The organism is Tenacibaculum sp. TB-56 (genome assembly GCF_059716275.2).
The window spans coordinates 515479-535329 of sequence record NZ_CM201367.1 but is presented as its reverse complement, the minus strand read 5'-3'; the positions used below and the strand labels follow the sequence as shown (position 1 = coordinate 535329).

At 32.1% G+C, this 19851-nt stretch carries 17 protein-coding genes and 1 pseudogene; 14 read left to right on the top strand and 4 right to left on the bottom strand.

Annotated elements, in window-relative coordinates:
• Positions 1-15: 15 nt before the first annotated feature.
• The 5 genes from trpA (at position 16) to AC3VI6_RS02555 (ending at position 6915) form a co-directional block, all read left to right on the top strand.
• Positions 16-786 carry a tryptophan synthase subunit alpha gene (gene trpA / locus AC3VI6_RS02575; protein WP_497705056.1) on the top strand — a complete coding sequence of 257 codons (771 nt, stop codon included), beginning with the start codon at positions 16-18 and terminating at the stop codon, positions 784-786.
• Positions 787-852: 66 nt separating this feature from the next.
• Entirely contained in the window at positions 853-1254 is a 402-nt protein-coding gene (locus AC3VI6_RS02570; RefSeq protein WP_497705055.1) for a hypothetical protein, read from the top strand.
• A 4-nt stretch (positions 1255-1258) separates the two neighbouring features.
• On the top strand, positions 1259-4012 hold the full coding sequence (locus tag AC3VI6_RS02565) for a S41 family peptidase (protein ID WP_497705054.1): 2754 nt from the start codon (positions 1259-1261) through the stop codon (positions 4010-4012).
• Between the two features lie 68 nt (positions 4013-4080).
• Entirely contained in the window at positions 4081-6186 is a 2106-nt protein-coding gene (gene recQ, locus AC3VI6_RS02560; protein WP_497705053.1) for a DNA helicase RecQ, read from the top strand.
• Between the two features lie 6 nt (positions 6187-6192).
• The gene (locus AC3VI6_RS02555; protein ID WP_497705052.1) at positions 6193-6915 is read left to right on the top strand and encodes a hypothetical protein; all 723 of its coding nucleotides are present in this window, start codon (positions 6193-6195) and stop codon (positions 6913-6915) included.
• Here the strand turns inward: AC3VI6_RS02555 and AC3VI6_RS02550 are convergent, their stop codons facing one another.
• The gene (locus AC3VI6_RS02550; protein WP_497705051.1) at positions 6916-7821 is read right to left on the bottom strand and encodes a helix-turn-helix transcriptional regulator; all 906 of its coding nucleotides are present in this window, start codon (positions 7819-7821) and stop codon (positions 6916-6918) included.
• Between the two features lie 221 nt (positions 7822-8042).
• On the opposite strand from AC3VI6_RS02550, the gene AC3VI6_RS02545 reads away from it, so the two are divergent.
• Genes AC3VI6_RS02545 through AC3VI6_RS02525 form a run of 5 tightly spaced genes read left to right on the top strand, consistent with a single transcriptional unit; the run spans position 8043 to position 10951 of the window.
• Entirely contained in the window at positions 8043-8249 is a 207-nt protein-coding gene (locus AC3VI6_RS02545; RefSeq protein ID WP_298998322.1) for a DUF6140 family protein, read from the top strand.
• Between the two features lie 16 nt (positions 8250-8265).
• Positions 8266-9132: a tetratricopeptide repeat protein gene (locus tag AC3VI6_RS02540; protein WP_497705050.1), complete on the top strand. Its 867-nt coding sequence runs from the start codon at positions 8266-8268 to the stop codon at positions 9130-9132.
• 3 nt (positions 9133-9135) lie between these two features.
• Entirely contained in the window at positions 9136-9558 is a 423-nt protein-coding gene (locus AC3VI6_RS02535; protein WP_497705049.1) for a hypothetical protein, read from the top strand.
• Positions 9539-10456, top strand: coding sequence for a hypothetical protein (locus AC3VI6_RS02530; protein ID WP_497705048.1), 918 nt, complete (start codon positions 9539-9541; stop codon positions 10454-10456). The genes AC3VI6_RS02535 and AC3VI6_RS02530 overlap by 20 nt, the downstream gene beginning before the upstream one ends.
• Positions 10457-10462: 6 nt before the next feature.
• Positions 10463-10951: a hypothetical protein gene (locus tag AC3VI6_RS02525; RefSeq protein WP_497705047.1), complete on the top strand. Its 489-nt coding sequence runs from the start codon at positions 10463-10465 to the stop codon at positions 10949-10951.
• A 106-nt stretch (positions 10952-11057) separates the two neighbouring features.
• Here AC3VI6_RS02525 and AC3VI6_RS02520 read toward each other — a convergent pair.
• A pseudogene (locus AC3VI6_RS02520) lies at positions 11058-14520 on the bottom strand (methylmalonyl-CoA mutase family protein).
• 70 nt (positions 14521-14590) lie between these two features.
• The gene (locus AC3VI6_RS02515; RefSeq protein WP_497705046.1) at positions 14591-14914 is read right to left on the bottom strand and encodes a hypothetical protein; all 324 of its coding nucleotides are present in this window, start codon (positions 14912-14914) and stop codon (positions 14591-14593) included.
• A gap of 299 nt (positions 14915-15213) precedes the next feature.
• Between AC3VI6_RS02515 and hutU the strand changes: the two genes are divergently transcribed.
• The 4 genes from hutU to AC3VI6_RS02495 all read left to right on the top strand — a co-directional run bounded on the left by hutU (position 15214) and on the right by AC3VI6_RS02495 (position 18754).
• Positions 15214-17208: a urocanate hydratase gene (gene hutU, locus AC3VI6_RS02510; RefSeq protein WP_497705045.1), complete on the top strand. Its 1995-nt coding sequence runs from the start codon at positions 15214-15216 to the stop codon at positions 17206-17208.
• Positions 17209-17219: 11 nt separating this feature from the next.
• A complete protein-coding gene (locus tag AC3VI6_RS02505) occupies positions 17220-17747 on the top strand; it encodes a DUF4136 domain-containing protein (protein ID WP_497705044.1) in 528 nt (175 codons plus the stop codon).
• An 81-nt stretch (positions 17748-17828) separates the two neighbouring features.
• A complete protein-coding gene (locus tag AC3VI6_RS02500; RefSeq protein WP_166627704.1) occupies positions 17829-17993 on the top strand; it encodes a C1orf53 family protein in 165 nt (54 codons plus the stop codon).
• A gap of 53 nt (positions 17994-18046) precedes the next feature.
• Positions 18047-18754, top strand: a complete 708-nt coding sequence (locus AC3VI6_RS02495) for a DUF4197 domain-containing protein (protein ID WP_497705043.1) — start codon at positions 18047-18049, stop codon at positions 18752-18754.
• Positions 18755-19086: 332 nt separating this feature from the next.
• Here the strand turns inward: AC3VI6_RS02495 and AC3VI6_RS02490 are convergent, their stop codons facing one another.
• Positions 19087-19845 carry an ABC transporter substrate-binding protein gene (locus AC3VI6_RS02490; protein WP_497705042.1) on the bottom strand — a complete coding sequence of 253 codons (759 nt, stop codon included), beginning with the start codon at positions 19843-19845 and terminating at the stop codon, positions 19087-19089.
• Positions 19846-19851 lie beyond the last annotated feature (6 nt).

Genomic DNA, 19851 nt, shown 5'->3' with positions numbered 1-19851 from the left:
GACAAAAAATAAAAAATGAACTCAATTCAACATATATTCAATCAAAAAGAAAATAATTTGTTGTCTATTTTCTTTACCGCAGGTTTTCCAAAATTAGAAGATACTACAAAAATCATTGCCGAATTAAGTAATAATGGAGTAGATTTTATTGAAGTAGGTTTGCCGTATTCTGATCCGTTAGCTGATGGACCAACCATTCAGCATAGTAGCGATATAGCGCTGAAAAAAGGTATGAATCTCGATGTAGTTTTTAAACAGCTATCTTCTATTAAAAGTACAAACAACACTCCTTTGGTGTTAATGGGATATGTAAATCAAATTATAAAATATGGTGAAGATCAGTTTTGTCAAAAAGTAAAAGATTGCGGAATTGATACGGTAATTATTCCAGATTTACCAATGGTAGAATATGAAAATCACTATCAGCAGTTGTTTGAAAAATACGGAATTACAAATGTATTTTTAATCACGCCACATACTTCCGAAGAGCGTATTCGTAAAATTGATAACTTAACTAAAGCATTTATTTATGTAGTTGCTTCGGCGTCTATTACAGGTGCGAAAGGAGAAGTTTCAGAAGAACAAATAGCTTATTTTAAAAGAATTCAAGCAATGAATTTGCAGAGTAAATTGATTGTTGGTTTTGGTATTTCAGATAATAAAACTTTTACAACAGCTTGTAATTATATGAATGGAGCTATAATTGGATCCGCATTCATTAAAGAGTTAGATAAAAAAGGAGTTAATGGAGTTGTAAATTTTATATCAATTATTAAAACTTGTTAAGAAATTGCTAATTTTTATGTAGTTATAGTTCTAAACAAGTAATTTGGTCTTTTTAAAACGAACAACATGACAAAAAAAGTATTTTTAGGACTTGCACTTTTAGCAGGGAATTTCTTGTCAGCTCAAACTACATTAATACGTAAACCAGCGATTAGCCCAGATGCTTCTCAAATGGCGTTTAGTTATTATGGTGATATTTGGCTGTACAATTTTACTAACCAACAAACAAAGAGGCTAACAATTCATAAAGGATATGAAAGTGATCCTGTATGGAATGAAAAAGGAACAGAAATTGCATTTTCTTCTAATAGAAAAGGAAATGATAATGTGTTTATAACTTCTGTAAATGGAGGAGTTCCAAAGCAATTAACATATTATCCAACAGCCAACATACCAACGGATTGGACAAAAGAAGGAGATGTTGTTTTTACTACAGGGCGTGTGTTAAGAGGTCCAGGAGTGGGATAAACAAATGTATGTGGTAAATGAAAAAGGAGAAACGCCTCGTCGTTTGTTAACAGCCTATGGAGAAATGGCGAGAGTATCTCCTAACGGGAAATTAATCGCTTTTACTAAAGGAGCATGTCGTATTTCTCGTGAAGATTATACGGGGTCAGCTCAACGTGATATTTGGATTTACAACACGGAGACAAACCAATACAATCAAATAACTACAAGTAATAAAAATGATCATTCACCAGCTTGGGATGCTTCAGGTAATTTATATTATATAGGAGCTGAAAGTGGGCGTTATAATGTTTACAAACAGTCAGTTTCTGCAAATGGAACAGCAAACGGAACGGCCACACAATTAACAAAACAAACTAAAGATGGTGTTCGTACTTTTTCGGTAAGTAATAACGGAACTATTGTATACTTAAGTGGAGTTGATGCCTACAAATTAGAGAATGGAAAAGCTGAAAAAATTGATTTAAAAATTGTTTCAGATAATCGTTTTGCAGAAGAAGAAACAAAAACAGTTTCTAATGAAATAAGTAATTATGCTATTTCTCCTGATGGGAAAAGTATTGCTTTAGAGATTAACGGAGAGATTTTCGTAAAAGAAAACAACAAAGAAAAAAAGTACTCAAACAATGTAAGTAAGCATCCGTATAGAGATGTCAATCCACAGTGGTTAGATAACAAAACGGTAGTGTTTTCTTCGGATAGAGACGGACATTTTGAGTTGTATAGCGCTGTATCAACAGATACTTTAGTCGGATTACACCGTAGTTTAAAAACCAAAGTAGCAAAACTAACAAATAGCAAAGAAGATGTTGAATATTCATTAGTTTCTCCTGATGGAAAGAAGATCGCTTATCAAATAGGAAGAGGTATTTTAATGATTGGAGACATTAAAAAAGGAAAAATTACGAATGCAAAAGAGTACTCTAATTCTTGGGCAGAAACTGAAGGAGTTTCGTGGAGTCCGGATAGTAAGTATATAGCATATTCTCAAGAAGATTTGAATTTTGATAGTGAAATTTTTATTCAGTCGGTAGCAAATCCAGCAATAAAAATGAATGTATCAATGCATCCAAGAAGTGATCGTAATCCTATTTGGAGTGCAGATGGTAAAAAATTAGCGTTCTTATCAAACAGAAGCGGAATCAACTATGATGTATGGATGGTTTGGTTGGAAAAATCTGACTGGGAAAAAACAAAGTTAGATCGTGAAGAAGGAGCGTATTATCCTGAGAAAAATGAAGAAGATTCAAAAGATAAAAAGGATAAAAAAGCCAAGAAAAAAGTAGAAGTAAAAATAGACGAAGACAAAATTTATGATCGTTTAGTTCAAGTTACTTCTTTACAAGATAATGAGTATAGTCCAGTGTTTAGTGCAGATAGTGAATTTATTTATTTCTCAGCTACTGATCCTGCAACACAAAAGAGAAGTACGTATAAGGTAAAATGGGATGGAAGCAAGCCTCAACTAGTAAAAGGAGTAATTAATGCAGGTAACTTCTCAGACAATAATGGGAAAGTTTACTTTACTTCAAGAGGAAAATTAGCCCAGTTAGATACTAAATCAGACAAGATCACTAGTCTTCCTCACAGTGCAACATATACTGTTGATATTGAAAAGCTAAATCAACAAGTTTTTGAAGAAGGAATACGTGCTTTAACAGCTGGTTTTTACGATCCTGAATTCCACGGATATAATTGGAATGCTTTAGTGAAAAAGTACAAGCCTTGGGTATTATCAGCAACTACCCATGAAGATTACACCTATATGTTTAACTTACTTTTAGGGCAGTTAAACGCAAGTCACATGGGGTATAGAGGAAGTGCTCCAAGAAATGAAAGTGATAAAGTAGGAGTATTAGGACTAGAGGTAGAAAACACTAAAAAAGGAGTAAAAATTTTATACGTATTACCAAATTCAGTAGCCGATAAATCTAATAGTAAATTAAAAGTAGGTGATGTTATTACTGCTGTTAATGGTCAGGAGATTGGAAAGAATACTAATTTTTACAGCTTATTAAAAAACACGCAATCAAAAGAGATATTGTTAAGCTTAGCTGGAGGAAAAGAAGTTGTATTGCGTCCAGAAAGATCTCTTAGAAATTTACAATATGAAGAATGGGTAAATTCAAGAAAGAAGTTAGTAGATGAATACTCTAACGGTCAATTAGGATACATCCATATTCAAGGAATGAACATGCCAAGTTTTGAGCGTTTTGAACGTGAACTAAAAGCAAGTGGTTATGGTAAAAAAGGAATCGTAATCGATGTGCGTTACAATGGTGGTGGATGGACTACTGATAGATTGATGGCTGTGCTAAATGTAGATCAACATGCGTACACAATTCCAAGAGGAGCGGTAAATAGCTTAAAGAATCACAAGAAATTTGCTAGCCATTACCCATTTAACGAACGTGCTGTTTTATCAGTAAACACAAAGCCAGTTGTGGCGTTATGTAACGAAAACAGTTATTCGAATGCTGAAATTTTCTCGCATGCATTCAAAAGTTTAGGATTAGGGAAATTAGTTGGTCAACCAACTTTTGGAGCTGTTGTATCTACAGGAAGTAAGCGATTAGCTAACGGAAGCGTTCGTATGCCTTTTAGAGCATGGTTTGTAAAGAAAACAGGAGGAAACATGGAAAATGAAGCACCAGCAACTCCTGATTATTTAGTGAAAAACGCACCAGGATGGAAAGATAGAGGTGAAGATGCTCAATTAAAAAAAGCTGTTGAGGTATTGTTACAAGACATTAAGTAATAAGAACAAAAAATAAGATCAAGCGCAGAGTTTAAACTCTGCGCTTTTTTTATTCCTATTTTTGCAAAATGATGCAGATTACAGAACAAGAATTGTTAGAAAAATTAAAAGTAAATTTTGGATACGATAGTTTTCGTTTAGAGCAACAGGCTATTATTGAAAATATTTTAGCAAAAAAAGATACCTTGGTTATTATGCCAACAGGTGGAGGAAAATCTATTTGTTACCAATTACCAGCATTATTTTTTGAAGGCGTTACTTTGGTAATTTCTCCATTAATAGCTTTGATGAAAGATCAAGTAGATAGCTTAAAAGCAAACGGGATTTCTGCAACTTTTTTCAATAGTAGTCAATCAACAGAAGAGCAACAACAAGTATTTGAAGCAATAGCGTCAAAAAGTATAAAACTACTATACGTTGCTCCCGAAAGTTTATCATTACTTCAAAATGTGTTAAATCAAACGTACATAAGCTGTATTGCTGTTGATGAAGCACATTGTATTTCTGCTTGGGGGCACGATTTTCGTCCTTCTTATAAACAATTAGCATTTTTAAAAAAGTCATTACCTGAAGTTCCGACTGTTGCCTTAACAGCAACTGCTGATAAAGCGACTCAACAAGATATTTTAGAGCAATTAGCAATCCCCAATGCTACACAATTTATAAGTTCTTTCAATAGAAAAAATATTGCTTTAGAAGTTCGTCCTGCAAACGATAGAGTACAGCAAATCATTCAATTTATTAAGAAAAGACCTAATGAAGCAGGGATAATTTATTGTTTGAGTAGAAAAGCTACAGAACAATTAGCTAGTAAATTACAACAAAACAATATTGATGCTAAAGCGTATCATGCAGGATTATCGTTTGAAGAAAGAGCTAAAACTCAAGAGGACTTTATAAAAGACGATTGCGAGGTAATTTGCGCCACCATTGCTTTTGGAATGGGAATTGACAAATCGAATGTTCGTTGGGTAATTCACTATAATATGCCTAAAAATATTGAAGGATATTATCAAGAAATAGGACGTTCAGGTCGTGATGGATTACCGGCGAAAGCCTTACTGTTTCATAGTTATGCAGATGTTATTCAGTTGCGTCAGTTTATTGAAAATACAGGGAATAAGGAGGTGCAAGAGGCAAAATTAGAACGCATGAAGCAATTTGCTGAAGCCACCGTTTGCCGAAGAAAAATATTACTGAGTTATTTTGGAGAATTAATAGAAGAGAACTGTGGTAACTGTGATGTGTGTAAGAACCCGCCACAATTTTTTGATGGAACAGTTATCGCGCAAAAAGGACTATCAGCTATTTATCGATTACAAGGAAAAGAAGCAATGGGAACTGTGATTGATGTGTTAAGAGGAGCCAAAAACGCAGCAGTTTTAGATAAGAATTATGATAAGCTGAAAACCTATGGGGTAGGTAATGACGTTTCTTGGAGAGATTGGCAACATTATTTAATTCAGTTAACGAATCAAGGGTATTGTCAAATTGCTTTTCATTTGAATAATAGTTTGCAACTTACTGATTTTTCAAATAAAGTACTTTTTGATGGGGAAAAAGTACAGTTAACCACTCCTGTAGAGTTTCAAAAGGAGGCAAAAGAAGCAGTAAAAGAGAAAAGAAAGAAAGCTGTTAAAGATACCTTGTTTGAGCGTTTACGAAAACTTCGTTATCGAATTGCTCAAGAAGAAGATATAGCTGCCTATTTGGTGTTTAATGATGCTACACTTAAAGAAATAGAAAGAGAAAGGCCACAATCTGACGAAGAATTTTTGGCAATAAGTGGAGTTGGACAACGAAAATTAGAAGTTTATGGGGGTGAGTTTATGGAAGAGATTAAAACGTTTTTAAACGAAAAGAAACGAACTAAAAAGGATACTACTTTAGAAACCTTTAAGTTGTATAAAGAAGGATTAACCGTTGATGAAATCGCTGAAAGTCGCGGATTAAAAGCAACGACTATTTTTTCTCATTTATCCAAATTGTATTTAGAAGGGAAAGATGTGAGTTTGGATGAATTCATAGAAGCTGATGTTTTAGCGCTAGTGGCTAATGCTAAAAAAGTTTTGAAAAATGAGACGGCTTTAAAACCCTATTTTGAGTTTTTAGGAGAAAAAGTTCCGTATGAAAAAATACGAGTAGGATTGACCATTTTACAAAGGAAAAGATAGTGTATTATGAATGAGAACCTTTTTCCTATTGATGCTGATTCAGACGCTATTTTAAACTTACAAGAGAAGATTGAAGCGTTAAAAGGCAAGATTGAAGCAATTGAAACCAAGCTATTTCCTTTTGAACAATCGTTACGAAATGCAATTGCTGATTTGTTAGTAGAAGAACGAGAGCTAACCATTTTATATAAAGAGCAAAAGAAAGCTAAAAAAGAGAAAAGCTTAGCACAAAAGCGGAAAGGTAAAAACTACAAAGAACCTACTGGTATTGTACCCATTTCAAAAAAAGAAGTAGTAGAAAAAACAAATCAAAAAGAGAAGAAAAGATTATATAAAGAAGCGATGTTGTATGTGCATCCTGATAAATTCTCAATGCAAGAAAATGAGCAACAAAAAGCATTAGAAACAACAACAAAGTTGATTGAAATATATCAAAATGGAAGCTTAGAAGAGTTAGAGGCTTTTCATGCACACATTTTTGGAGGTAATACCACAATGAATTTTAGTAAAGACATTTCGTTAGTTAAGAAAACAACTAGCAATGCTACGTATTTAAAAAAGGAGATTGAGCGTTTAGAAAAACAACTAACCGATTTGTTATATAGTTATACCTATAAAGTTTTAACAACCTATAAAAACCCGCTGTCATTTGTTGATGAACTGAAAGCTTATTATGATGATAGGATTTTTAAACTCCGTAAACGAACTAGAACAAAAAATAAATTATAACTATTTTTTGTACAAACGAGATAAACTGTTGATTTCCTCAATGATTTGATTTCGTAAGTTTTCTGGTTCTAAAACTTCAATTCTACTACCATATTTAAGAATTTGTTGTCGCAATTCGATTGTATTACCTACAAACATTTTTAGTATAAAATAGCTTTCTTTTTCTTCTATTATTTCTTGATTAACAAATATAGGAGTAGTCTTGATGTATTCTTTTTGGCTATTGTCAATTTTTAGCTTTATAATTTGTGGTTTTATAGTTTTTTCGTTAAAACTTACCCCTACCACATAACGCAACTTTTCTTCTATGCTATCTAGTTTTATATTTATGTTATTACCGGTTAATTTTAGGTTGGAAACTCTATCTAGTGAAAATGTTCTGTATCCCTTTTTAGTTTCCCCAATAACATACCATCTATTTTGATACTCTTTTAAGATGTAAGGTTTAAAAACATATTCTTTGATTGTGTTATTTTTTTGAAAACGAATGTGATCAAAACGAACTTCACGTTTTAATTGAATAGCTTCAAACATATTATTAAAAACATCAACATTAAATTCTAATGCATTTGGTTCAAATAATATGTACTGCATATATTTTTTGGGCATGTTAAGTGCTTTTTGATATGCAATTGCCATAGATTGATATTTTATGAAATGAGAATATAATGCATTACATCCGTCTAATAATAAAGTATAATATCCTTTTGTAGTATCGTCAATTTTAAAACCGCTGTCTTTTAAACTTTTTACATCGTTACTTAAAGTACTAGTACTGTTACTGTGTCCTTTAAGCTTTAAATGATTTAATAAATCAGAACTTTTTTGAGTACCTAATTTTAAAAAGTTAAGAATAGTTATTTGGCGTTGTATTTTTTTACTAATAGTGTTTTTATTACTGTTCATCGCTTAGTTTTTTTAACAAAAGTAATAACATATTTTCCAAAAAAACGGGAAAATATATTGTGTTCCCATTTTCGTGGAAAATGATGGTTTTATTTTGTCGTATAATCAAAACCTAATAATGATAAAAACATTGAAAAGCGAATAAGGAAATTACATACTCATTTTTTTTAATGGGTAGGGTTTGCTATATTCAGCAAAAATTAAACTTAATTAAAATAACTATGGCAACATTTACAGTAGAATTAAAACAAAGAATAGCAATTAATGGAGAGATTTTTGAATCAGGGTTATCTGTTCAAGTGTCAACCTTATTCGATTCTCCGTATAATGAATACGAAAAAATAGAAAATGCATTTAGAAGAGTTCATGGTATAACAAATCTAAAAGCTAATGGTTTTTTGAATGACGCATATTTAAAGATTTATTAAAAGCAAAGTATATTCTATGAAAATGTTTAAATACCTATTTATATTATTTATATCATTATTTTTTAGTTGTGGTTCTAGTATAAGCTATGAGGAGCAAGTTAAAAATTATACTATGTATGTAAATAAATCTGATTCATTAATGAAAATAGAAAAATATGAAAAAGCAATTAGTTACAGTAATGCCGCAATAGAGATAACAGATACTCTTCCGATAGCTATTTACCTAAAAGGGTTAGCTTCGTATAAGTTAAACTTGTTAGATGAGGCTGAAGATAGCTTTACAAAAGTAATAGAGATAGAAGGTTTAGCTTCGGAAGCATATAAAGACAGAGCTAAAGTATATTTCAAAAATGATGATAATGATTTTATAGATGATATTGAAATATATATAAAAAATAATCCTAATGATAAAGAAGCTTTAATTTTAAAGAGAGAATATTTAGAGAGGAGAGAAGAATTTGAACAAGCTATAAATGAGTATAGTATTGCGATTGAAAAAAATAAAAATGATACTCTTCTATTAAGTAAAAGAGCTGAATTATATTTTAAAAATGGTGATTATGAAAAATCTATTAAAGATTATGATCATCTCTTGAGATTAAATCCTGAAAATAAACAAGCAGATAAAAAGAAAAATGAAATTTTATTTCTAGTAAATGAAAAAAGTAATAGAAATATTTTTATTATAATCTTACTTTGTTTCTATGTAATCTATGTTACAATATCACATTTAATTCTTAAACCTTTAGTAGAGAAAAAGGCTGTTAGTCAAATAGGAGGAGAACTTGAAATATCAAAAGATCCCGTAATTTGGATTTTACCAATAGTTCTTGTCCTTGCTTTTTTTATACTATCTTATACTAATTCAATCCCAAACTTTTAAAATATGTCTAATATAATTTTTTGTTCAAATTGTGGAAATCAATTGGAATATAATAAGAGTAATTGTGAGTGTGGTTTTTCTATGACACAATTAGAAAAGAAAGAAATTAGTAACAAATTAACTAAAATAAATAATAATATTTTAGTTGATGATAATTTAAAAAAAATAACAGAAAAAAGTAATCAAGAATTATTTGATAATTATATGTTAAGTGGTACGTACTTTATTGGAAGTAGTGCAAAAGAGGATTATGAAAGAAAAGTAAATTTCTTAAAATTAGATTTAATTCCAAAGGTTAATAACTGGAGAGAGTCTATTCAAAAAGCAGAAAAGATTTTAGCTAAAGATAAAGTAGAAGTTTATGGTAGAATTATTGCAATTACAGATTTTGTTTTAAAAGAATTTTTTGGTTCGATTTACAGTTAAAGAAAATAATAGTTTACAAGTATTTGAGGAATATAAAGATTTTGGAAAATATCAATTATCGGAAACAATAATTGAAAGCAATCTAAATTTCTCAGATATTCAAACTGTTAATTTTGGCACAATTGGGAATGATATTATAAAGTCTGTAGGCAGTACTTTAACAGAAGGCTCTTTTAAAGAATTGTCAAAAAAGACAGAATGGTCTAAGTCTGATATACAAACAGTAAAGACAGAAGTAGGTGTTGCAGTAGCAGGACAGTTAATAGCTGGTATTAGTAATATGATTGGTCAGAATAGTAAAGCAATTAAAGCTGTAAGGGAGGCAGACGAAGAGCTTAATGAACAACTTGAACAAATAAGTAATGTTATCAATTCTCTTTCAATTGAAGAAAATGAAATAGAAAAACAAAAAAGGCTTTACGATAAGAGTGATGTAATTCTTGATACTTGTTATAATAAAACCCTCAAACCAATTGTTGAAGAGTTAAATGCAGACCCAACTTATATAGAGTATAAAAAAGCAAGAAAGCCATTTGATAATCAACAAGAGATTATTAAAATAGATAATGAATTGTTAACTACTAAAATTAAAGTTCCTTTTTGGAGCTGTTTAATAAAGAATAAAAGCCAAAATTATTTATCTAATTGGAAAAAAAGAATTAAAAAAAATGGCAAAATTGATAGATACAATGAAATTACCAATATGCTTAATATAAAGCAACATAAAACATTAAGTGATTTTAAAGATTTTGAAACTCAAAAAACTATAGAATTTCAAGAATTTGAAAAAATTAATCGCAGAACATTAAAAACCATTCCAGTAATTTCAGAAAATGTTAAGTATGTTATAGGGTTTGCTGGGGTGTTAAAACAAGTAAAAACAAATATTACAAATTAAAAAAGTATGGAGTCTAAAGAAAATAAACACAGTAACTTACCTGAGGAAATTAATAAAACGATTAACAAAACAGAGCAAATTGTAGAAAAAGGAAAGTCTTTTGTTGATAATGTTAACTCTACTGCTAATAATTTAGGAGGAACAATAGATAAAGCTAAAGAGCTAATAGGGGGTGTACAAGAATTCCAAAAGACTTATTTAGAGACTCAAAAGATTAAATCTGATACAATACTTGGGTTAGAAAAGATCAAACAAAATCATCAGACAATAAATAAGCATATTGATACTGAATATAAGAAACAGAAACAACAAATGGACAAAGCTAGTGATGTGGTAGATGCAGGATTATTATCTGATGATATAGAAAAAATTAGAGAAGGATTAAATGCAATGACAAATGTGGCAAATCATAATCCAATGACAGATTTAAAAAAACATTTGGATAATCAGATTAAAAAAGACTTTAATGATGATGATTTTACCATAGATGTTTAAGAGTTTTTCTAAAGATAAGCAGTAGGCAAGAATCATTAAAAAGCATATATAAAACCTCTTAGAAATTTCTAAGAGGTTTATTATACTTATCTGCAAACATTGTTTGCTACATATTTCGTCTGTATTGACCACCTACTTCAAATAAGGCTGCAGTAATTTGACCTAACGAACAAACTTTAGTAGCATCCATTAATTTTTCAAAAAGATTTTGATTGTTAATGGCAGCCGATTGCATTTCAGATAAAAGTTGTTCTATTTTATCTTCATGTGCTTTGTTTAAGTTCTCTTTCGTTTTGATTTGGAATTGTTTTTCCTCCTCTGTAGCACGAATTACTTCTTGCGGAGTTACCGTTGGAGAGCCTTTAGAACTTAAGAATGTATTTACACCAATAATAGGGAATTCACCAGTGTGTTTTAAGGTTTCGTAGTATAAACTCTCTTCTTGAATTTTAGAACGTTGATACATTGTTTCCATCGCACCTAATACACCACCACGTTCGGTAATTCTGTCAAATTCAGCTAATACAGCTTCTTCTACTAAATCTGTCAATTCTTCGATGATAAATGAACCTTGAATTGGGTTTTCGTTTTTAGCCAATCCTAATTCTTTATTGATGATTAACTGAATTGCCATTGCACGACGTACAGATTCTTCCGTAGGCGTAGTAATCGCTTCATCATACGCATTCGTATGTAACGAGTTGCAGTTGTCGTAAATCGCATATAAAGCCTGTAGAGTTGTACGAATGTCATTAAAGTCAATTTCTTGAGCGTGTAATGAACGTCCAGAAGTTTGAATATGATATTTTAACATTTGAGCTCTAGGGTTTGCTGCGTACTTATACTTTAAAGCTTTTGCCCAAATTTTACGAGCTACACGACCAATCACCGCATATTCAGGATCAATACCATTTGAGAAGAAGAATGATAAGTTTGGTCCAAACTTATTGATATCCATTCCTCTTGATAAGTAGTATTCTACGTAGGTAAATCCGTTTGCTAATGTTAAGGCTAACTGTGTAATTGGATTCGCACCAGCTTCTGCAATATGATATCCAGAGATTGAAACTGAATAGAAATTACGAACATTTTTCTCAATAAAATACTCCTGAACATCTCCCATTAAACGTAAAGCAAATTCCGTAGAGAAAATACACGTATTTTGTGCTTGATCTTCTTTTAAGATATCCGCTTGAACAGTACCACGTACTTGTGCTAAGGTATTCGCTTTAATTTCAGCATATACATCGGCAGGTAAAATTTGATCACCGGTAACACCTAACAATAATAACCCTAATCCGTCATTACCTTCAGGTAGCTCTCCATTATATCTAGGGCGTTCTAAACCTTTATCGTCGTATAATTCTTTAAGTTTAGCTTCAACCTTTTTTTCTAATTTGTGTTCTTTGATGTATTTTTCACAATTCTGATCGATTGCTGCATTCATAAAGAATCCTAATAACATCGGAGCACTAACCATTAATGGTCATAGAAACAGAAGTCATAGCATGACTTAAATCGAAACCAGAGTATAATTTTTTAGCATCGTCTAAACAACAAATAGATACCCCTGCATTACCAATTTTACCATAAATATCTGGTCTGTGTCCAGGATCGTTACCATATAACGTAACCGAGTCAAATGCAGTAGATAAACGCTTAGCAGGCATACCTAAACTTACATAGTGGAAACGACGGTTGGTACGCTCAGGTTCACCTTCACCAGCAAACATACGCGTTGGATCTTCTCCGGTACGTTTAAAAGGATATAATCCTGATGCATATGGAAATTCACCAGGAACATTCTCTTGTAAATTCCAACGTAATAAATCACCCCAAGCTTGGTATTTAGGTAAAGCAACTTTTGGAATTTGTGTATGTGAAAGCGACTCTGTATGCGTCTCTATTTTAATTTCCTTATCACGTACTTTAAACGAGTAGATAGGATCTTTGTATTTTTTTACTTTCTCTTGCCAGTTTAAAATGATTTCCCAGTTATGTGGGTCAAGATTCAGCTTTATTTTATCAAATTGAGCAAATAACAATTTTGCAAAAGGTTGCTCGTCATTTTGAACTTGTTTCAAAATCTCATCTTGATCAATTCCGTTTTTTGTAAGGAAAGATTCCGTCACTTCGTTCGGAATGACAGATAAGATAGTTTGATAAACTCCGTAAAGTTTCTGAGCTACTTTTTCTTGCTCATTAACCGTTTTATCATAGGCGCGGTTGTTTTCTGAAATCTCAGATAAATAACGTGTTCTACTTGGTGGAATTACAAATATCTTTTCAGACATTTCTTTTGTGATTTCAAAAGTAGATTGTAAATCAGCACCCGTTTTTTCAACTAATTTATCCATAATCGCTTTGTACAGCGAGTTCATTCCTGGGTCGTTGAATTGAGATGCAATTGTACCAAAAACAGGCATGTCATCCATGTGGACATCCCATAAATTGTTGTTACGCATGTATTGCTTTTTTACATCGCGTAAAGCATCTAAAGCTCCTCTTTTATCAAACTTGTTAATAGCTACTAAATCAGCAAAATCAAGCATGTCGATTTTTTCTAGCTGAGTTGCAGCACCAAATTCAGGAGTCATTACATACAAAGAAGTATCAGAATGTTCGATAATCTCTGTGTCTGATTGTCCGATACCTGAAGTTTCTAAAATAATTAAATCAAATTCAGCAGCTTTTAAAACTTCTACTGCTTCGTTTACGTATTTAGATAAAGCTAAGTTGGATTGACGTGTAGCTAACGAACGCATGTATACTCGTTCGTTGTTAATAGCATTCATACGAATACGGTCACCTAATAAAGCACCTCCTGTTTTTCTTTTTGATGGATCTACAGAAATTAATCCAATCGTTTTGTTTGGAAAATCAATTAAAAAACGACGAACTAATTCGTCAACTAAACTCGATTTACCAGCCCCACCAGTACCAGTAATCCCTAGTACAGCCCCTTTTCCCGTTTTCCCCGAAGGGGAAAAGCTTTTAGTATTATTTTGTTGAAGTTTAGTGAACTTTTCAGGTTCGTTTTCGGCAATGGTAATTAACCGTGCAATTGTATTAATGTTTTTTTCTTTGAGTTCATCATTAATTTCCTTCCCTTCGGGAAGGGTTAGGGATGGGCTTGTGTCTGATTGTTGAACTAAATCGTTAATCATTCCTTGTAATCCCAATTCACGACCATCATCAGGAGAGTAAATACGAGTAATTCCATAGTCCATCAATTCCTTGATTTCCTCTGGTAGAATTACTCCACCACCACCACCAAATATTTTAATATGTCCAGCTCCTTTTTCTTGCAATAAATCGTACATGTACTTAAAGTACTCGTTGTGTCCACCTTGGTACGAAGTCATAGCAATTGCATTTGCGTCTTCTTGAATAGCACAGTTTACTACTTCTTCAACGCTTCTATCATGCCCTAAGTGAATTACTTCAACCCCTGTAGATTGAATAATTCGACGCATAATATTAATAGCGGCATCGTGCCCATCAAATAGAGAAGCTGCGGTTACAATTCGTACTTTGTGTTTAGGTTTATAGGGAGTTATTTGTTCCATTCGTAAATTGTCTTAATTTTCGGGTACGCAATTTACGGAATTATAAAAAAATAGCAGGATGTTTTGAAAACTATAAATAATTAAGAAAAGCCCATCTTTTTCGAGTAGATATATAATCTAAATTATGTTCGTTTTGATAAGCTTCTCGCTCAAAACTTAGGTTTTTATATGCTAAAGATGTTTTTCGATACATCAATAATCGAATAAACCACTCTAAAAAATAAAGAATATAAAAAAATACAATTAAGAGTTCTCGCTGTTGTTTTAAGTGAATTTTCTCATGATTTATCAAAACAGGATTCCCTTTTAAATCTTCTCGTTTTAAAAAGATAAAAGGATATAATGTCATTCCAGCAAAACCTTTCGGAATAATATGTTTTGATATAAAAATCATAAATCTGTTTATGCAATAACTAGTCAAAGGTACAATTTATTGTTAGGATACAAGAGTAAATAAAATGAGGACTGAAAATTTATACCTTTTAAAATCTAATTTTTAAGGGTATAAACTTATATTTGTGCAAACTTCAAAGAAGATGGATATTTTAACATTAAAATATAAGAAGAGGATTGAAGCTCAGTATCACCGAGCAGATATCCGTTATCCATAGTTTTTTTCATTTTTACGATTATCAACAGATTTAAACTTAACAAGTTTTCAACTTTTTATTGAAAACTAAAAAACCGTATAAAATGACTTTTAAAGAACAAATAAAACAAGGAATACCAACAACATTACCTCCAAAGCAAGAGTATGATACTACCATAAATCACGCGCCAAAACGTAAAGAAATTTTAACTGACGAAGAGAAGAAATTGGCTTTACGTAATGCATTGCGTTATTTCGATAAAGAACATCACTCAGCATTATTACCTGAGTTTGCTGAAGAATTAGAAAAGTACGGACGAATTTATATGTATCGTTTCCGTCCAGATTATAAAATGTATGCTCGCCCTATTGATGAATATCCAGGGAAATCTGAGCAGGCAAAAGCTATTATGGTAATGATTCAAAATAATTTGGATTATGCAGTAGCACAACATCCTCACGAATTAATTACTTATGGTGGTAACGGTGCGGTGTTTTCTAACTGGGCGCAGTACTTATTAACCATGAAGTACTTATCAGAAATGACCGATAAACAAACCTTGGTAATGTATTCAGGACACCCAATGGGATTATTTCCATCACATAAAGATGCTCCAAGAGTGGTAGTTACAAATGGTATGATGATCCCGAATTATTCAAAGCCAGATGATTGGGAAAAATTCAACGCCTTAGGAGTAACACAATATGGTCAAATGACGGCGGGAAGTTACATGTATATTGGTCCACAAGGAATTGTACATGGTACCACTATTACTGTGTTAAACGGATTTAGAAAAATTGGGAAATCACCAAAAGGAAACTTATTTGTTACTGCTGGTTTAGGAGGAATGAGTGGAGCACAACCAAAAGCAGGGAACATTGCAGGTTGTATCACAGTTTGTGCTGAAGTAAACCCGAAAATAACGCAGGTTCGTTTAGATCAAGGTTGGATTGATGAAAAAATCACCGATTTAGATGAATTAGTAGCACGTGTTCGTAAAGCAAAAGAAAACGAAGAAGTTGTTTCGTTAGCATATTTAGGAAACGTAGTGGATGTTTGGGAGAAGTTTGCTGAAGAAGATGTGTATATTGACTTAGGTTCTGATCAAACGTCGTTACACAACCCATGGGCAGGAGGATATTATCCTGTAGATATGTCATTTGAAGAATCAAACGAAATGATGGCGAATAATCCGGAGTCATTCAAAGAAAAAGTACAAGAAACCTTACGTCGTCACGCAAAAGCGATTAATAAGCACACAGAAAAAGGAACGTATTTCTTTGATTACGGAAATGCCTTTTTGTTAGAAGCAAGTAGAGCAGGTGCGGATGTAATGAATCCGAATCCGACATTAGGGAGAGAGTTTAAGTATCCTAGTTATGTACAAGATATTATGGGGCCTATGTGTTTTGATTATGGATTTGGTCCTTTCCGTTGGGTATGTACTTCAGGAAAACCAGAAGATTTAGCAAAAACAGATGCGATTGCTTGTAAGGTGTTGGAGAAAATCATGAAAAAATCTCCTGAAGAAATCCAACAGCAAATGGCAGATAATATTCAGTGGATTAAAGGAGCGCAAGAAAATAAGTTAGTTGTAGGTTCACAAGCACGTATTTTATATGCAGACGCTGAAGGACGTATGAAAATAGCGGAAGCTTTCAATAAAGCAATTAAGAAAGGAAAAATAGGTCCAGTAGTTCTAGGCCGTGATCACCACGATGTTTCTGGAACAGATTCACCTTACCGTGAAACTTCAAATATTTATGACGGTTCTCGTTTTACAGCAGATATGGCAATTCACAATGTAATTGGAGATAGTTTTAGAGGAGCTACTTGGGTTTCTATCCACAACGGAGGTGGAGTAGGATGGGGAGAAGTGATTAATGGTGGATTTGGCATGCTTCTTGATGGTTCTAAAGATGCATCAAGACGCTTAAAATCAATGCTTTTCTGGGATGTGAATAACGGAATAGCGAGACGTAGTTGGGCAAGAAATGAAGAAGCTGTTTTTGCTATTAAACGTGCAATGGAGGTTGAAAAGAAACTAAAAGTTACGCTTCCAAATATGGTGGATGATGCATTATTAGAGAATATGTAAATCCGAAGAAAATGAAAAAAATAAAATTACTAGTATTACCAATTATCGCATTATTGGTAACTTCATGTAGCTCAGTAAGAGTAACAACTGATTATGATACACAAACTGATTTTAATCAGTACAAAACATTTGCGTTTTATAAAACAGGAATAGACAAAGCTTCAATTTCTGATTTAGATAAGAAACGTATTATGCGTGCTATTGAAGCAGAATTGATGGCAAAAGGAATGACCAAATCTGCGTCACCTGATGTGTTGGTAAGTTTATTTACAAAATCTCGTGAGCGTATTAATGTAAACGATAATTATTATGGAGGATTTTATTATCCTTGGTATTATGGACCAAGTCCTGTAACGGTTTCTCAATACACAGAAGGAACGTTGTTTATTGATTTGTTAGATGCTGATAAAAAAGAGTTAGTATGGCAAGGAATAGGAACGGGAGCTTTAAGTACAAGTAGTGTTGAACGTAAGGAAGCTCGTATTAAAGAATTTGTAGCAGAGATAATGTCGGAATATCCTCCAAATGCTAAGAAGTAAAATTTTATTTTAAGGTATATATAAATACGTTAAGCAGGAATATAAAATCTGTTTAACGTATTTTTTTATGATATTTGTAGTATGAGAAAAGAGATATTAAAACCTACTCCTGATGAGTATTATATAAACGAACAGGGGTATAGAGTTTTTAAAGAAGCGTACCATTTACGACGCGGGTATTGTTGTAAGAGCGGTTGTAAACACTGTCCGTATGGATATGATAAAAATACCGACAGCTTCAAATAAATGTGACAATAATTAGTTTATTGTTTCTTATAGATAAAATCAAACAAGTAAACATGAAAAAAATTACAGTATTCTTTATTGCACTAACTTTTATGGGGTGTGCAGAGTTACAAAAAGTAGTAAATCAATTACCACAAGGAGGAGTGTTAACGCAAGAGCAGATAGGTAACGGTTTACGTCAAGCTTTAGATAATGGTATTCAACATCAGGTAAGTAAATTAACAGCTACTGATGGTTTTTATAAGAATGACTTGGTAAAAATCTTGTTGCCAGAAGAATTACAAGCGGTTGATAAGGGATTACGCAGTATTGGTTTGGGTAATTTAGCTGATGAAGGTTTAAAAGCAATTAATAGAACTGCTGAAGATGCTGTAAAAACAGCGACTCCAATTTTTGTAAATGCGGTGAAGGAAATTACATTTAATGACGCAAAGAATATATTATTAGGAGCAGATAATGCTGCAACTTCTTATTTAGAAGGAAAAACAACGTCTGCATTATATGCTGAGTTTAATCCAGTGATTAAAAACTCATTTTCGAAAGTAGGTGCTGATAAAATTTGGTCAAACTTAATAACGAAATACAATAGTATTCCGTTTGTTAAAAAAGTGAATCCAGATTTAACAGATTATGTAACTACGGAAGCTTTAGAAGGTGTTTTTACCATGATTGCTGTTGAAGAAAAAGGAATCCGTGAAAAAGTAGGATTACGTGATACTCCTTTACTACGTCAGGTATTTGCGTTGCAGGATAATAAATAAAATTAGAAAGCTCTTGAGAAATCAAGAGCTTTTTTGTTGTTGGTAATAATTAAAATAGGGATTTTCCCCATTTTAAATCTCGGTTGGATTTTATATTTCTGTAAGTCAAATATTTACGTATATTTATAATCCGCTTAAATTTTAATATAATGTCAAGAATTAATCAATTACGAAGATATCGAAAGCACTTGGAAGATAGATATATCAGGTTGGTTGAGACGGCTAATGATTATAAATATGTTGATGAGTGCAAAAGCGATCGATCAGCATTTAAAGCAATGAAAATATTGGAAAAACTAAATAGAATTAAATATTTAGATGAAGATATGCCGTCAAATACTGTCGTGTAATTGTTTAAAATAATCAAAAGCCTTTAATAACCTACTACCGTACCAAGAAAAGTACTCGCCATCTACCAAAATGGGTGTGCTGTTGCTTGCGTGCTCTTTTATTTCAGCAGTATGTTTTTCTTTAAAAGGAAAAGGTTCTGAAGAAAGTAAAACGAGTTCTGCTTTTCTTTGTTTTGTGGTTTCGAGAGTAACTTCAGGATAACGCTCTAAATCACTGTAAATATTTTCAAATTTGTTGAGTTCTAATAAGTGATTTATAAACGTGTTATTTGCGGCAACCATCCAAGGATTTTTCCAAATAAAATAAGCTACTTTTTTACTTTTTTTATCGTGAATAAAATTTTTAAAATCGATTATTTTTGATTCTAATTCATGAATCATTTTATCAGCTTCTTTTTTTTTGTCAAAAAAACTTCCGTATAAAGAAATAATATCAATAGCGTTAGCAAGTGTAAAGATATCAGAAACGTGAGTGTATGCTATTTGTTGGCAAGCCTCAACTATTTCTTTGGTGTTTTCTTCCTTATTACATAAAATAATATCAGGCTGAAGTTCCTTGATTTTATCTATTTTTATGTTTTTTGTACCACCAACTACTGTTTTTGTTTTTAAAAGATGTTTTGGGTGAATACAGAATTTAGTTACTCCCACTATACTATCTTCAAGTCCCAAGTCAACTAGAAGTTCTGTTTGGCTAGGGACTAAAGAAATAATACGAGTATATTTTTTTTGATTATTCATTACACA

Bases quoted from the DNA above. Each gene is read 5' to 3' on its own strand.
- hutU (WP_497705045.1), top strand. From the start codon at position 15,214: ATGACTTTTAAAGAACAAATAAAACAAGGAATACCAACAACATTACCT.
- AC3VI6_RS02525 (WP_497705047.1), top strand. From the start codon at position 10,463: ATGGAGTCTAAAGAAAATAAACACAGTAACTTACCTGAGGAAATTAAT.
- AC3VI6_RS02495 (WP_497705043.1), top strand. From the start codon at position 18,047: ATGAAAAAAATTACAGTATTCTTTATTGCACTAACTTTTATGGGGTGT.
- AC3VI6_RS02515 (WP_497705046.1), bottom strand. From the start codon at position 14,914: ATGATTTTTATATCAAAACATATTATTCCGAAAGGTTTTGCTGGAATG.
- AC3VI6_RS02565 (WP_497705054.1), top strand. From the start codon at position 1,259: ATGTATGTGGTAAATGAAAAAGGAGAAACGCCTCGTCGTTTGTTAACA.
- AC3VI6_RS02490 (WP_497705042.1), bottom strand. From the start codon at position 19,845: ATGAATAATCAAAAAAAATATACTCGTATTATTTCTTTAGTCCCTAGC.
- AC3VI6_RS02550 (WP_497705051.1), bottom strand. From the start codon at position 7,821: ATGAACAGTAATAAAAACACTATTAGTAAAAAAATACAACGCCAAATA.
- AC3VI6_RS02505 (WP_497705044.1), top strand. From the start codon at position 17,220: ATGAAAAAAATAAAATTACTAGTATTACCAATTATCGCATTATTGGTA.
- trpA (WP_497705056.1), top strand. From the start codon at position 16: ATGAACTCAATTCAACATATATTCAATCAAAAAGAAAATAATTTGTTG.
- AC3VI6_RS02540 (WP_497705050.1), top strand. From the start codon at position 8,266: ATGAAAATGTTTAAATACCTATTTATATTATTTATATCATTATTTTTT.
- recQ (WP_497705053.1), top strand. From the start codon at position 4,081: ATGATGCAGATTACAGAACAAGAATTGTTAGAAAAATTAAAAGTAAAT.
- AC3VI6_RS02535 (WP_497705049.1), top strand. From the start codon at position 9,136: ATGTCTAATATAATTTTTTGTTCAAATTGTGGAAATCAATTGGAATAT.
- AC3VI6_RS02570 (WP_497705055.1), top strand. From the start codon at position 853: ATGACAAAAAAAGTATTTTTAGGACTTGCACTTTTAGCAGGGAATTTC.
- AC3VI6_RS02555 (WP_497705052.1), top strand. From the start codon at position 6,193: ATGAATGAGAACCTTTTTCCTATTGATGCTGATTCAGACGCTATTTTA.
- AC3VI6_RS02545 (WP_298998322.1), top strand. From the start codon at position 8,043: ATGGCAACATTTACAGTAGAATTAAAACAAAGAATAGCAATTAATGGA.
- AC3VI6_RS02500 (WP_166627704.1), top strand. From the start codon at position 17,829: ATGAGAAAAGAGATATTAAAACCTACTCCTGATGAGTATTATATAAAC.